Below are 14367 nucleotides of genomic sequence, written 5' to 3' on the forward strand. Positions count from 1 at the left end.
CTTGAAAGCTATAATACGATAACACTTCAAAAATGAAGTCTATGACTATATCTGCATCTATAATATAGACATATTTGATACCCACATCAAACTAAACCATATTCCATGTTAACTAACACTCAAAATCAAACCTGCTGTTGATTGACTTCCGTAATAATTGTATAGCTTCGCTATGGAGCTGAGCTGATCTAGTCTTACTAAGGTTTAAAGCTCTACCAATTTCAGAAAAACTAGCCTCCTCAAAATATCGCATCCGAATAACATCTTGATGAACATTCGACATTTTCCCTACTTTATTCAAGATTTCTGACAAAAAAGAACTATACTCTGGGGATGAATACGGAGATTCGTTATTAGTAATCTCTTCAACGTAATCATATGCGTCAAGCACATATGAATAACCCAAATTCAAAGTTATAGATATTAATGTTTGAAATAGATTACTTTCAAAACTCTCATCTGAAAAATTTACCTCTTGTTGTATTTGTTTTCTTGCAGTAAGGCCGGCATAATAGCTCGCCCTTTCTGAATAATTTTCAAGGCCATTTGCAATACTACCTCGAATACGAAACGCTGCATATGTCTTAAAATTTACTTTCTTTGTTCTATCATATCTATCTATCGCTTCAATCAGCCCAACATCAGCCAATTGATATAAATCATTAACATCTACACCTGTAAATTTTCTGCGAGCATATATACGTTTAGCAATATAATAGCCATAGTCCTTATAGTACTCATAAAGCCAAGTGCGAGCATTACTCATGCCGGGACGACTAAGGGCGTCCCACATTTCAGTTAATACATTGTCCTCAATAGACATTGAAAAGCATACTATGTAAAACTACCAACCAATGAATATGCTAAAAGTGACCAGCCCTCAATTAATACAAATACAAGAATTTTTATAGGAAGGGAAATAGTAGTTGGGGGTAACATGATCATACCCATCGACATTAAAACGCTGGCTACAATTAAGTCAATCATTAAAAAAGGAAGGAATATAACAAACCCAATAATAAATGCAGACTGGAGTTCACTAAGTAAAAAAGCCGGCACTAAAATAGACAGATCTAGCTCTTGGGGTTCATGAGGTATATCGCTATCGGACAACTCTGAAATAAGCACTATATCTTTTTCACGGGTTTGGCTTATCATAAAATCTTTAATTGGGGATTTAGCCAAATCAACAGCAGAATTTAAAGAAATTTGCTTCTTTAAATAAGGATCGATAGCGACATCGTTAATTTTCTCAAAAACCGGCAGCATTACGTAGATAGTTAAAATTAGAGCAAAACTAATTAAAACACTATTAGGCGGAGTGCTAGGCATAGCAAGTGCTTGCCTTAACATTGACAATACAATGACTATTCGCGTAAATGCTGTCAACATGATTAGAATTGCTGGAGCCACACTTAGTAGAGTTAGCAGCAATAATATTTGTAATGGTGCAGCCAGGTCTCCCTCTTCTCCCCCTGCATTAACTGAGAACTGAATTTTATCATCAGCGAAATTTATTGTCTCAGATTGAGCGAAAGCCTCAAGAGATAAAAAGCAAAGAATAAGTATTGCAAAAACAGAAAATTTACGCAGCACGATCAACTTCCAAAACATCCTGCCCAGACAGTAACGCTATATCCACTCCGCTTGGCTGCTGTATTAGTAGTGCTTTATTACCATCTACAACCAGAAGGTAAGCCACTAGTTTATTATCAAGAACAGTTTTCTCAATTAATCTTATATTTTTTGAGCCCGATGAGATTTGCCGCCTCTTATTATCGTAAATTTTCAAAAACACAAAAAACCCAGCCAACAAAAAAATAGTGAAAAAATAATTATTAGGCAATAAATCTACGTATGAAAAATCCTCCTTAAAGAAAACTGAATCTTGAGAATTTACAATCTGTCCAGAACTGAAGCTAGTTTTTTCATTTGAGGAAACACCAAGCGACAGAAACATCAGAAGAAAACATAATATAAGTTGACGTAAATTACGAGACATCAAACTCTAAAGACCTCTTCAATCTTTACTCCATAACAACCATCAACTACAACTAGCAGCCCCTTCGCAAAAACTTCATCCCCGACTTTAAGATTTATATATTGCTCGGAAGGAGCGTCCAACTTGACAATATTCCCTATAGAAAGTGAAGTTAACTCCTCTAAAGCGATACTCGTATGACCAAATTCAACCTTTATTTCAACCTCTATCCCTTTAAGAAATTTTGGGTTTATCCTGTCAAACAACTTACCTCCATCACTCTCATTAAACTCAGACAACTCTAACATATCTACTTCACGACTCTCAGACATAAAACAACCCCCTAACCTTCTAGGCTTCACTCAAACCACTAACCAATACAGACCTATAAGAATTTCTCTTACAAATATAGCCCCGTATGTACAACTGATTGTTACTTGAAATTAAATTTACTTCCTCGTTAATCTTCACATCAGTTTTAACGACATCTCCAACTTCCAAATCTTTAAGCTGTTGCAAGCCCAATCGAACCATACCGATACCGGCAGAAAACTCCAATGCGCACCCTTTAAATAAGGATGAAAAGCTACCAAAACTTGAATTATTAGAAAAAAATTCCCGCGGATTCCCTATTAATTTCTTAACTACATTTTCAGCTAAGTAGCACCTAAATAAAAATTCTTCATGGAGAACAATATCGACTGCGACCCATCCTGAGCCATAACTATGTAAATTTTTAGGCAATTTTTCCTCTAACGTATTTACCTCTTGAACCCCAGGAAAATTAGAGGAAAAGTCAGATAAAAAATCATGTAATACCCTTGAGCTTATAGCGTGCTCTACATCCTCCTTAACGACTGGTGCTTTAACGATTTCTTTGAGCAAAGTTAATTTATTCTCACCAGGAAAACAGATAAAAAAATCATCTGAAACGTAATTCGAATTATAACTATTTGAAATTTCAAGCTCAAATGCATTTTTTACTACATACTCAATAGAGCTATGTCCAAACCACTTTTCAGAATGGCTTAAAATGGCTGAATTCAGCGTCTCAGAAAGTTCTTTCTCTTCCATCTGAGAAAAAACATAGAAATTGCTAGAATTCATTTATCCACCCTTTGAGCTATTATATAATTCTTCAATCATTTGATTAGAAACAGTAAGGACTTGCGAACAGGCTTGATAACCACGCTGGATGATTATAATTTCAGAAAATTCATCTGTAACATCTACATTAGAGCGCTCTAATGAAGATGACCTAATACTCCCAACAATAGGCTCATCTGCAGTTGCTATTACATCCGGTGAGTTTTCAGCCTTAAAAAGGCTATTTGATAAAACCTCAAGGGAGCTAAGGTCTACAAAATTAGCAAGTGCAATTGTAAACGGTTCCTCAACTACACCATTGGTGTAGGTTAGAACTAAACTTCCGTCCGAATTAAATTCTGTACTTTGCAAGACTCCTTCCCCTCGCCCATCTACACTCAGCGCAGATAAATTGGCAGTTTGAGATGGAAAACTTGTTAGACCATCAAATTCCCCTGGTTCGCCAATTTTAAATGTAATGTCATGAGTGAGGTTATCTGATAGCTGCAATTGTACCAAAAGCTCATTAGCCCCTGCAATCGGCGACCCGGCAGAAGTGAACCCTAGCAGACCACTACCCACTAAATTGTTATTACTATCATGAACTTCTGCTGTCCAATCACCAGAAGCCTCTTTTCTATATTTGATAGTTAGCGAGTGTAATGTTCCAACAGAGTCATAAACATCGACCGTAATAGGCGGGTCACTACTAAGTGGGAATTCAGTATCAGCCGCAGAAAGCGAACTTAAATTTCCTGATAAGCTTACTTCTGTAGTGGGTGAAAAAGTAGATGACTGCCACTCCGAAGTACTAATTTCTTGCAATTCACCAGTTTCGGACAACCCCAGTATTGCCCCACCAGTAGTAGTATCGACAAGAAGGTCATCAACAAATGTAAATTGTCCTGCACGTGTATATAGAAAATCACCTTCATTTTCTATAATAAAAAATCCATCGCCTTCTATAGCCAAATCGGTATTTTGACCTGTGCTAAAAACATCTCCCTGAGTGAAATGGGTCTTTGTACCGGAAAATCGTACACCATCACCAAGTCCATTATCATTCAACTCCCTAAAAAAACTGTCTTGCTTTTTAAAACCGGGAGAATTCATGTTGGCAACATTATGACTCAGGTTATCTAACTTTCTGGTAAATGCTTTAAATCCAGATAAACTATTACCTACAACACTTAGTAACGACATACACATTACTCCCTAATAATTCGAACTTCAGCAGGAGATAAATCTGCTATAACTTCATTAGTTGAAGTAGTCAGGGTAAGCAAGGGTAAACCATCAGAAAATCTAATTGAAGAGACACTCCCAATAATTGCGCCGCTACTACCATTTACTTCCACAGTTTTACCAAGTAGACCTAAAGATTGACTGACCGCGCTGACTTCTAGTAAATCTGAAATATTGTCTTGCGACGACTTGGCAATTTCAAGATTTGAGAATTCAGCTAACTGCGTGAGGAATTCACGGTTATCAACAGGGTCCAACGGGTCCTGATAGTTAAGCTGGGTAATAAAGATGCGCATAAATTCATCTAAATTAACGGTACTCTGCTCATTTAAGGGTTGCTCCCCTGCAACTCTGCCAACAGCATCAATAGACATGTTTAATACTCCAATCCTTTAACAACAGAACCATTAATAACCAACCTGTTTATCATCAACTTCAATTTCTTTGATGACTGAAACACTGCATGTTTTATTTCATCTACATTTCCATGATAATCACGAATACGTATTTCAACCCCACCGCTTCCAGTCACAAGCTGTATTTTAGTTTTCTCTGGTAAACTATTTGCTATCGCACGAGTCAAATTTTTCTCCGTCATTACAGATTTATAGTAACCCTGCGTATTTATAGCAGTCACTTGAGCATTAAAACTCGAGGGTCCAGATTTCAATTTATCTACAGGGCTTTCGATACTCCTCAGCTGATCGTGCACATTTTGACCTACTGCCTGATAGTTCCCTATCGCAATATGCCTATGAATTTCATTAGAGTTCCTGAGAGTCTTAGATATCACTTCATTTGAACTGAAGATTTCGCCTCGTCTAAGCTCACTCGGTAGAACTTTAGTTTGAACTTCTTTAAAGTTTGAGCGTGAATCAGACGCATTTATAAGGGCTTTTTCCCACTCTTTAATCCTTAGATTTTTTTCTCCATTATCAAGTTCAGCGCTTCCCTTCGGAGTAGTTACAGACGAGAATTCTTTTATGCTCGTTGAGTTCATTTTAGCATGATCCTGTCTTATTTATTGTGCTCATTAAATAAAGGTCACTAAAATACAAATCTTCATATATGGCATAGTAACGAGCACGCTTTTTATTTAAGCAAACAATCTTTATATCAATTTCGTTAATTCTAACTTGAACAGATATATATTCACTATTTATTTCTGCGATAGAACTTTCAATATCATCAATTTTACCCTTAAGCTCATCTATATTTCGGCTTTCACTTTCCAAATAGTATTCTTGAGTGCTGATAAGGTTAAAATCAAGCATTTTAGATTGATATTTACAGTCAATATACTCTTCAGTATCGTGCAATCTTGTTAAGGCTCTAGCCTTCTGAAAATTAAAATCATCAAGCTGCCTTTTCATTTCAAAAATAACGCTAGCCAGTTCATCTTTATCATTACTTAACTTCTGCTTATAAGTGATAAGCGCTTGGATTTTACAATCCATTTTTCTTAGCTTAGATATCATATTTTATCTATATAAAATCAATTCGACATCTTTTGGTTAGCAGAACTTATAATATCACGCAGCTCATCCAGTACAGTATTTCTATCTAACGACTTACCGGTATAAAATAAATCATTAATTCTCCCTTCAATATATATAGCTTTATCCAATTCAACATTTTCACCTTCCTTGTATGCTCCTATATCTATCATTGACTTAGATTCATGGAATAATGAATGATATTTATATATCAGCATGAGGATTGACTTTTCAGCATCATTGATTAGCGCCCCCTTAGCTCTGCTAACACTTTCCTGTATATTGACTGCAGGGTATTTGCCTTGAGCGGCTATATCTCGGTCTAAAACTATATGGCCGTCTAGAATCCCTCGCATATAGTCGGCTACAGGATCACTCATATCATCACCTTCAACTAACACCGTATAATAGGCGGTGATAGTGCCTCTAGTCTTAAAGGCGCCAGATTTTTCAATGAGGTTTGGTAATATAGAATAACAGGAAGGCGTATAGCCTTTAACGGAAGGCGGCTCCCCCCTGGCTAAACCAATTTCTCTTTGGGCCATTGCTAATCTCGTTATTGAGTCAATGGTCAGCAAGACATCCTTTCCTTGATAACTAAAATACTCTGCAATTTTGGCTGCAGTGTGCGCCGCATATACACGACACAAAGGTGGCTGTTCGGCTGAAGCGACGATTACTACGGACTTTGACAGACCTTCCTTTCCCAGAATACACTCTATAAACTCTGTTACTTCGCGACCTCGTTCGCCAATTAATGCAATTACATTTACTTCGGTATCACTAGCACTAAGCAACTGATTAATTAAAGTTGTTTTTCCTACGCCACTTCCAGAAAATATACCCACCCTTTGCCCTTTACCCAGAGTAAGTAATCCATCAATTATCGGGATTCCTGTATTAGCAACTGTGTCAATTCTTTTCCTTTCAAAAGGGTTAATTGGGCCAGGAGTTTTCCATTCCCCTTTGCCAATTGAAGAGATATCACCAAGGGAGTCTAAAGGTTCTCCTAATGCGTCGATTACTCTACCAATCAGTCGATCGCTATATATATTTTTTGTATGATTATCTATTTTTTCTACCCGGTCCCCAGGCATTAACCCTGTCATTGTATCGAAGGGCATAAGAATTATATTATCTTTATCAAAGCCGACAACTTCAGACCGAATATTTTCAGTCTTATTCTTTTTATAAATATAGCATAAGTCGCCAATACGAGCGTCAACACCTGTAGCAGATACATATGTTCCATGAAAACTAACTAACTTGCCAAATTTACCTATGGTATTGGTAGTTTTAATACGCTCTACAAGACTAGCCGTAGTATTCATTTATTAAGATTGCTCACAATTAAATTCTTGTGACAGAGACTCTCTAATTGCCATTAATTGCCTTTCAAGACCACCATCCAAAACGCCAACATCATATTCAATTAACAGATCACTCAACCGCAGATCGTCATCCGGGATGAGGCTAATCTCACAATTAAGCGTATGCTCTATTTCACTACGTATACTTCGAATTCTATCAACATCAAGTGGTGAAGCTTTTATAGTCAATTTTTTTTCATTAGGTAGCGCCTCTATTACATTTGATATAAACGCTCTTAAACCACTTTGTTTTGCATATTCAACCCCTAAAATTTTGCAAGAAACTTCTAGGGCAAGTAATGAAAGGCTCTCTGTGACTTTTAACCATTGGGACTTGGAAAGTTCGCCCAGCAGCTCCAAGTTCTTCTCAAACTCTTCTGATTTTTTAGCGGCCTCATTAGTGAAATGCTGCTTGTATTCATCCTCCGCTTGTTTCCAACCGTCTGCATAACCTTGCTTTAATTTGGATTCAATATCTTCTGCATATTCGTTCTTTGTTAAATCATAGGTTTTCTCTAAGTCAAGCAAGTTGCTTCGTAAATTTTCAAGCTCTGAGTTTTGCCTACTAATAAGCTCTTGTAATGTCAAAATTTCTTGTTTAAGAGATTTTGTTAGCTTTTTCTCATGTTCAAATTGCGCCTGAATATTTTCAACCTTTGCATCAGTGTCTTCCGTTACAACAGGATTAGCATCGGGCGTATAAAATTCTATCTTATGGGTTCCACCTATCTTAGGTCGACGAATTATATCAGACATTAAAATTCACCTGTCATATATTCTACCGACCGGGTGCTAATCAAATCAGATACGTATGGTGTGACGTTACCCTTCAAACCTATTTTCTGCTTCCCACTAGTTTCCACTAAAGAAACATACTTCGGAAGAACTCGATCTTGCTGGTAATCTATATCATTAACTTCAGATATGCTCTCGTTAGCTATAAGGTTGGTCACTTCACTGTACTTCAGTGATTTAACCCCTGATTTCTTCAAGTCTCTTAGTGCATTATCTAAAAGTAACTTGCAATCACTATTTAACTTAGAGCGTATCCAGATACGATCCAAAAAGGATAATGATTTATACCTGACAGCAGCCAACTTCGCAGGTTTATTTAACATCAGCTTGTCTCGAACTTGAGCTTTCGTTGAGCCATATTCTCATATCATCTAAAACTTCCAGACGCTCAGTTGAATTCAATCTTCCTCGACCAAAAATAAAAAACAAAATTATTAAAATAAAGAAAGAAATAGCAATATACACGTATATTTTAATAGATGAAAACTTATTAATATCGTATTTTTGAAGTGAAGAATCTCTCAAGAGAACCTTTACAGGCTCTTTTAATTTTTCACCTACCATCTCTTGGGTTCCATTTGACGCAAGATCAGATTTTATTGTTTTCTCTAAAGAAATAAACTCAATTGATATTTTATCTCCAGTTTCTCCATTGAGACCGACAGCATTAGCAACCAAATCTCGTAGCTTCTGTAATTGTCCCTCACCCAGCTCACTTGTTAACAATATTGAGACGCCTTTTCTTATGATCCGCCCTGGGCTAACTTGCTTCTTTACTAACTCACTGGAATATTGATAATTATTTTCAATACTCTCGGATAGAATGTCATTCTCGCTGCTCTTTCCTTTAGAACTAGACCTTTTTGATGTGCTGTCTTCTCTATACTCCCTACTAACCTTATTGCTCACCAAAACTCCGGAATCAGAATTCACAAGCGGAAGCGAATTTTGCTGTGTACTTTCAGACTTTGAATAATCTATAGTTAAATCAACACTTACAACTGCATTCTTTTGATCAACAACTTTAAAAAGAATTTCGTTTACCTTTGCAGTGTAATATTCTTCGAGCTCTCTTTTAAATTCTACTTTTTTTAGAGCATCACCAAGAAGCAACTCAGAACTGGACAGGAGGTTTCCCTTAGAGTCCATAATAGTTACTTTGCTTGGCATTAGCTTAGGCACAGAAGCAGCGACAAGATTTTGAATCCCAACTATCTTATCCTGTCTAAGAGCATATTGATTTTTAACAGTCAAAACTACAGAAGCTTTAGCTTCTTCCTGATTCCTCTTAAAAAGAGAATTATCTGGAAGTACAAGATGGACTCTTACACTACGAACCACATCTAAAGCTTTGATTGATTTTTCAATCTCTCCCTGGAGAGCTCTCTGATAATAAATTTTCTGGGAAAACTCAGTCAAGCCGTACGAAGCATCATCAAAAATTTCAAAACCAACATTTTCTATATCAAGCAGCCCATTTTCGGCTAACAACATTCGAGCAGCTGGGATTTGCTCACTTGAGACTAAAACGGATCCATTTTGTTCATCTATTTCAAAGGAGACGTTATTATCTACTAATGTTCTAGTTACACTACTAATCTCACCTTTTTGTAGGTCGCTTACCAATATTTCACTGCCAGTTTTAATCAAGAGGAACAGCACAACAGCTAAAATACTCGACAAAACAAAAAGGCCCGCGAATATTTTCTTTTGATGTGATTTAAAATCTATGTGCATAACAACTATTCCACTACACCTGCATCTTCATAATTTCCTGATAACCTTCAAGTAACTTATTTCGAACCTGAGTTACCAGTTCAAAGCTCAACTTGGCCTTGTTGATTGCTGACATTACCTGATGGACATCATCCAGATTCCCTACTGTAAGCGTTAACGCCTGCTCTTCAGCAACACGATATTGTTCACTGACATGCTGCAATTCTGACGAAACAGCTTGGTATAAACTATTATTTCTTACCTCTGAATTTGATGGCAGCTCAATCTTTTTAAACTCACCAATTGGATTAATTGCATCAATACTCATTATTTAGCACTCATATCAATTGTCCATTGAATGATCTTCTTGGAAGCTTCTAAGGCCTGTATGTTCGCTTGATATGCGCGCACAGCCGTCATTAAACTAACCATTTCCTCAACACTATCAACTGCTGGCTTTAAGATATATCCTTCCTCATTAGCATAGGGATGTGAAGGATCATAAATGCGTTTGGGTTCAACATTTCTTTCGGAAACAGTTATTCCATCAATGCCATTTGCATCCATTTGACCATTAGTACTGGCTACCACATCCCGAGGCTTATAAACATCCATGGTATTGCTAAATGTCTTGGTACTATTAGCAATGTTCATCGCCACGGTATCAACCGTTAGGCGTTGATACTCTAAGCCATCTAAACTTATTGCAAAACTATCAGTTATCATTCTTAACCTCCTTTAATTGCAGTCTTTAATATTTCAGATAATTTTGTTTTTGCGACAGATAGCGACTGGAATTGCAAAGTGTTATTGGCTAGTTTAACCATTTCTTGATCAAGGCTGACGCTATGGTAAGTAGGGTGAATGCTAACTTCTTCAGTGGGCTTCCACGAAGACGAAATTTTCTCCAAGTCACTAAAGTCATTCTCACTCAGGGCCTGTCTTATTTTTTCATATGACCGGCCAAACTCCGTAGTAAGCGGCCTATAGCCCTCCGTATCTATATTTGCAATGTTATTTGCAATAAGACGATTCTCAACAGTTGTTCGATCAAGAGACTTATTAAGTAAACTTCCAGTGATGCTATCAATCAGTTCGATCATATCGTAATTCTTCATTTATTTAATTATGAGTCTTGCATGCAATGCGCCAGCAGATTTTATTGCCTGTAAGATAGCAATCATATCTCTTGTGCTAACGTGTATCTGCTTTAGAGCACGAACAAGATCATTTACGGTACTTCCTGATGGCAGGGATACTGACGCAAGTGATTGCTCCTTAACACTGATATTAGTATCCGGTACAACAACAGTAGAAATACCTTGGCCATTTTCATCTGTTAGACTTGACTTATTTAAGCCAATAGAAAATATATTTGGTTGCGATACAGCATAATCTGTAGATATGCTTAGTTCCAAGTTACCATGGGATATTGAAACGGCATCAATTCTTACGGAGCCTCCCGAAACTACGGTACCTGTTCGCTCATTAATAATAATTTTAGCGATACTGTCCGGCGTTATGGATATATTTTCTAAATCAGCTATCAAATCAATTAAATCAGTATTGTTGGGCACATCAACAATTATTTTACCCGCATGCTCAGTGGTAATATTTAGCGAGGGGAAAGTACTTTTAATGGCTTTTTTAACTCTAGCAGCAGTTGTAAAGTCAGGTTCGGACAAAACCACACTAAGCTGACCTTCTTCTAACAACTTCGTGTTTACAGCTTTCTCAACTGTTGCACCATTTGTAATTACACCTACCGTTGGGTGGTTTTTTTGAATAACATTTCCATTTAATCCGTATGAATACCCTCCAACGGAAATTGGTCCTTGTGCCAAAGCATATATAACTCCATTGGCTGCCGTTAGTGGAGTCATTAATAATGTACCCCCGATTAGACTCCGCGCATCACCAACTGATGCAATATTAATATCAATTTTATCACCAGGCTGGTAAAAAGCAGGGAGGTTTGCTGTAACAATAACAGCTGCTACATTACGGCTGCTGATTTCTTGTTCATCAACTATTACATTAAATCTAGCTAGTATATTTGCTATCGATTGTATCGTAGCATCTGAACGACGCGTATCGCCAGTACCTGCAAGACCTGCCACCAGTCCATAGCCAACTAAGGCATTATCTCTAACACCTTCAACGCGAGCAAACTCTTTAAGTCGTACCGTGGCATTGACATCGCTCATAATAAAAAAAGCAATAGCCAATATCGTAAATGAATTGGAAAGTTTCCACCTGAAACTTCTCATAAGAATATCTCTACTTACCAAAAACTTCATCTTCTATATTAGTATCAGCTTCAATTTCTTCTATTCTGTATACATCATCATCAATATTCCCATCTCCTGGGCAACAGATAAAACTTGCTATTTTATTCCAAATACTAATCCTATCCGGATCTTTCCCTGAATATACGATCTTTGCCTGACTTAGCCGGCTAGAAAGTACGGTATTATTATCATCTACATGATAGGGACTAACCCAACCTGTCACTGAAATATATTGATCTTCCCCGTTAACTAATAAGTGCTGTTTTCCGTGGAGGAACAGGTTGCCGCTCGGGCTTATCTCCGCTACATCTGCAGTAATTACAGCCTTAAATAGACCATCCCTATTTGTGCTACTGTCGCTTGATCCCCCAACACTTAAATCTAGAGATCCCCCTCCTATTTCCTCTCTTGTAGTTGTGGATAGGTGCCCAGCAGCACCAACAGAAATCGCTGCGGAACCACTTCCTCCATCATTCGCACGGGCAAGAGAAGTTTCAACAATTACAATAGTAACGGTATCTCCTATCGCTACTGCACGGTAGTCAGCTATTAGCGGGATAAATGTTTCATCACTAAAAAGTGATTCAGAGTATGCTCTATCTATCATTAAGACATTAATGAACATGATAGATAAGAGTACCTTTACAGCTTTCTTCACATTTCCCCCTGCACAAGCACCGTGTCTTTTCTTACAACCTTACCTTCGAACATATTTTCACCGTTCTCTAGCTGGACTAATATCAAATCACCTAAATCCCCATCAGATTTGGCCTTACCCTTGGCAACTATTGTTATGTTTTTAACCACTGATAAAATCACTACCGAGCTTCCCATTTCTACCGATGGTATAAATTCAAAGTCATCAGTTGTTATTACCTCACTTGTATTGAGATGATTCTTGAGGCGCATCCCTTGTGGTATGGTTTCAATTGGAGTGTGCGTTAATTTAGCTATATCAGTGTATTTTTCTTTTACTATAATTCTATCCGAGTAAGTACCTTTCCTATAGGAACTGGCAGCTTGTAGCACTGTATCGTAGTGTGCTATTTTTAACCAAAGGGGGAAGTTGTAAATAACTCTACCATTGGTTTCTAGTGATACATTCACTGCTTCTCTTGATTTTATTTTTCCCTTTGTAAATCTCTTTATAACTATCTGATCTGGCTCAGCACAAAGGTTGACTTCGGGAATGTTGTCATACGGTACTATTGATAGCTCACTGCCCGCTTCAACTTTGCCATGAAAAACTTTCTTCACTTTTAAATTAACAACATCCATATCCAGATTAAACAAAGGACAATTAACTTTAATTTTGTCTGGCCCAAAGATATTCAAATGATGTTGAGGGTATAGAGCCATAATTAGGTTCGATAAATCAGATTTATCTACCCAATATCCCCTTTCCGTCCAATCTCTTTGTAAATTACCAGGAATTAGTATTTCCTTATTTCCCTCTAACTTAGAACTTATTTCTCCAATTTCGCTTAATAAAACTGCTTTACTTTTTTGATTAATTATAGGATGCAGTTTTATTTTTATTTCCTCTGCAACAGCGAATGAAGCAGCCATAAAAATAATTACTACATATTTATACTGCTTCATTTATATGTTCAAACTCTTAACGAGTTATTGATTTTCATAATTTCATCGGCTGCACGAATAACTTGTGAACTTCCCTCATAAGCCCTTTGTGCCATAGTTAAACTTAGCATCTCTTCAACAAGGTCAACATTTGAAGCTTCGATATATCCCTGTCGAACTAAACCCAAACCGTCCTCGCCTGGCTCCGAATAGTATGCTGATCCAGAATCTTCATTTGCAGCATAGAGACCACCAGTAATAACATCCAGATCTTGCTCGGCCATAAATCCTGCCAGAGATATTTGGCCAAGGGTTTCTTCACTATTATCAGATAAGCGTGCTGAAACAACTCCGGACTCAGAAATATTAATATCTATAGCATCTGGTGAAACTTGAATACGGTCAGCTAATAAATAGCCATTTTCTGTTACAAGAAAACCGTTATCATCCAATTTAAAGTTTCCTACTCTTGTATAAGCGAGTGATCCACTAGGTAATTCAACCTCAAAAAAGCCCTTTCCGGATATAGCAATATCCATCTGATCATCAGATACTTTGAGGTCACCCTGCTCATAAAATCTAGTTATTTGGCTAGCCGCAGCCCCCATCCCTTGAGATTGTAACTGCCCATTTACCGAGCCTACTTTTTCGGTTTGATATATCAAACTCTCAAAATTGACTCCCTGGCGCTTGTAAGCCGGTGTATTCAAGTTTGCCATATTATTTGATATAGCATCAATTTGTGCTGCCTCTGCACGCATCCCAGTCGCGGCAATATATAGTGCATCTATCATAGGTTTTCCAAG

20 protein-coding genes are annotated in these 14367 nt (G+C 37.3%); all 20 read right to left on the minus strand.

What is annotated here, in order from left to right; genetic code table 11:
- Nucleotides 1-112: 112 nt before the first annotated feature.
- Genes ACJJIR_RS17260 through ACJJIR_RS17355 form a run of 20 tightly spaced genes read right to left on the minus strand, consistent with a single transcriptional unit; the run spans nucleotide 113 to nucleotide 14355 of the window.
- Nucleotides 113-823 (minus strand): sigma-70 family RNA polymerase sigma factor, encoded by a 711-nt coding sequence (locus ACJJIR_RS17260; RefSeq protein ID WP_444906267.1) that lies wholly within the window; start codon nucleotides 821-823, stop codon nucleotides 113-115.
- Between the two features lie 11 nt (nucleotides 824-834).
- Nucleotides 835-1596 carry a flagellar type III secretion system pore protein FliP gene (fliP, locus tag ACJJIR_RS17265; protein ID WP_444906268.1) on the minus strand — a complete coding sequence of 254 codons (762 nt, stop codon included), beginning with the start codon at nucleotides 1594-1596 and terminating at the stop codon, nucleotides 835-837.
- Nucleotides 1586-2002 (minus strand): hypothetical protein, encoded by a 417-nt coding sequence (locus ACJJIR_RS17270; protein ID WP_444906269.1) that lies wholly within the window; start codon nucleotides 2000-2002, stop codon nucleotides 1586-1588. Before ACJJIR_RS17270 ends, fliP begins: the two co-directional genes overlap by 11 nt.
- Entirely contained in the window at nucleotides 2002-2313 is a 312-nt protein-coding gene (locus ACJJIR_RS17275) for a FliM/FliN family flagellar motor switch protein (protein WP_444906270.1), read from the minus strand. The genes ACJJIR_RS17270 and ACJJIR_RS17275 overlap by 1 nt, the downstream gene beginning before the upstream one ends.
- Before the next feature lie 19 nt (nucleotides 2314-2332).
- Nucleotides 2333-3088, minus strand: a complete 756-nt coding sequence (locus ACJJIR_RS17280; RefSeq protein WP_444906271.1) for a FliM/FliN family flagellar motor switch protein — start codon at nucleotides 3086-3088, stop codon at nucleotides 2333-2335.
- Nucleotides 3089-4270 carry a flagellar hook-basal body complex protein gene (locus ACJJIR_RS17285; RefSeq protein WP_444906272.1) on the minus strand — a complete coding sequence of 394 codons (1182 nt, stop codon included), beginning with the start codon at nucleotides 4268-4270 and terminating at the stop codon, nucleotides 3089-3091.
- Nucleotides 4271-4275: 5 nt separating this feature from the next.
- Nucleotides 4276-4686 carry a flagellar hook capping FlgD N-terminal domain-containing protein gene (locus ACJJIR_RS17290; protein ID WP_371838315.1) on the minus strand — a complete coding sequence of 137 codons (411 nt, stop codon included), beginning with the start codon at nucleotides 4684-4686 and terminating at the stop codon, nucleotides 4276-4278.
- A gap of 2 nt (nucleotides 4687-4688) precedes the next feature.
- Complete coding sequence (locus ACJJIR_RS17295) at nucleotides 4689-5312, minus strand: hypothetical protein (RefSeq protein WP_444906273.1); 624 nt, start codon at nucleotides 5310-5312, stop codon at nucleotides 4689-4691.
- 1 nt (nucleotide 5313) lies between these two features.
- A complete protein-coding gene (locus ACJJIR_RS17300) occupies nucleotides 5314-5790 on the minus strand; it encodes a hypothetical protein (RefSeq protein ID WP_444906274.1) in 477 nt (158 codons plus the stop codon).
- Nucleotides 5791-5807: 17 nt separating this feature from the next.
- Nucleotides 5808-7139: a FliI/YscN family ATPase gene (locus ACJJIR_RS17305; protein ID WP_444906275.1), complete on the minus strand. Its 1332-nt coding sequence runs from the start codon at nucleotides 7137-7139 to the stop codon at nucleotides 5808-5810.
- A 3-nt stretch (nucleotides 7140-7142) separates the two neighbouring features.
- The gene (locus tag ACJJIR_RS17310; RefSeq protein ID WP_444906276.1) at nucleotides 7143-7934 is read right to left on the minus strand and encodes a FliH/SctL family protein; all 792 of its coding nucleotides are present in this window, start codon (nucleotides 7932-7934) and stop codon (nucleotides 7143-7145) included.
- Complete coding sequence (locus ACJJIR_RS17315) at nucleotides 7934-8296, minus strand: hypothetical protein (protein ID WP_444906277.1); 363 nt, start codon at nucleotides 8294-8296, stop codon at nucleotides 7934-7936. Before ACJJIR_RS17315 ends, ACJJIR_RS17310 begins: the two co-directional genes overlap by 1 nt.
- Nucleotides 8286-9710: a flagellar basal-body MS-ring/collar protein FliF gene (gene fliF, locus ACJJIR_RS17320; protein WP_444906278.1), complete on the minus strand. Its 1425-nt coding sequence runs from the start codon at nucleotides 9708-9710 to the stop codon at nucleotides 8286-8288. The genes ACJJIR_RS17315 and fliF overlap by 11 nt, the downstream gene beginning before the upstream one ends.
- A 13-nt stretch (nucleotides 9711-9723) precedes the next feature.
- Nucleotides 9724-10017 carry a flagellar hook-basal body complex protein FliE gene (gene fliE / locus ACJJIR_RS17325; RefSeq protein ID WP_444906279.1) on the minus strand — a complete coding sequence of 98 codons (294 nt, stop codon included), beginning with the start codon at nucleotides 10015-10017 and terminating at the stop codon, nucleotides 9724-9726.
- Nucleotides 10017-10415 (minus strand): flagellar basal body rod protein FlgC, encoded by a 399-nt coding sequence (gene flgC, locus ACJJIR_RS17330; RefSeq protein WP_444906280.1) that lies wholly within the window; start codon nucleotides 10413-10415, stop codon nucleotides 10017-10019. Before flgC ends, fliE begins: the two co-directional genes overlap by 1 nt.
- 2 nt (nucleotides 10416-10417) lie before the next feature.
- Nucleotides 10418-10792, minus strand: a complete 375-nt coding sequence (locus ACJJIR_RS17335) for a flagellar basal body rod protein FlgB (protein WP_444906281.1) — start codon at nucleotides 10790-10792, stop codon at nucleotides 10418-10420.
- 15 nt (nucleotides 10793-10807) lie between these two features.
- Nucleotides 10808-11959 (minus strand): flagellar basal body P-ring protein FlgI, encoded by a 1152-nt coding sequence (locus tag ACJJIR_RS17340; RefSeq protein ID WP_444906282.1) that lies wholly within the window; start codon nucleotides 11957-11959, stop codon nucleotides 10808-10810.
- 10 nt (nucleotides 11960-11969) lie between these two features.
- The gene (locus ACJJIR_RS17345; protein WP_444906283.1) at nucleotides 11970-12638 is read right to left on the minus strand and encodes a flagellar basal body L-ring protein FlgH; all 669 of its coding nucleotides are present in this window, start codon (nucleotides 12636-12638) and stop codon (nucleotides 11970-11972) included.
- The gene (flgA, locus tag ACJJIR_RS17350; RefSeq protein ID WP_444906284.1) at nucleotides 12635-13582 is read right to left on the minus strand and encodes a flagellar basal body P-ring formation chaperone FlgA; all 948 of its coding nucleotides are present in this window, start codon (nucleotides 13580-13582) and stop codon (nucleotides 12635-12637) included. The genes ACJJIR_RS17345 and flgA overlap by 4 nt, the downstream gene beginning before the upstream one ends.
- Before the next feature lie 8 nt (nucleotides 13583-13590).
- A complete protein-coding gene (locus ACJJIR_RS17355) occupies nucleotides 13591-14355 on the minus strand; it encodes a flagellar hook-basal body protein (RefSeq protein WP_143729068.1) in 765 nt (254 codons plus the stop codon).
- Nucleotides 14356-14367: the final 12 nt, after the last annotated feature.

The organism is Microbulbifer maximicatervae (SeqCode), from assembly GCF_052467385.1.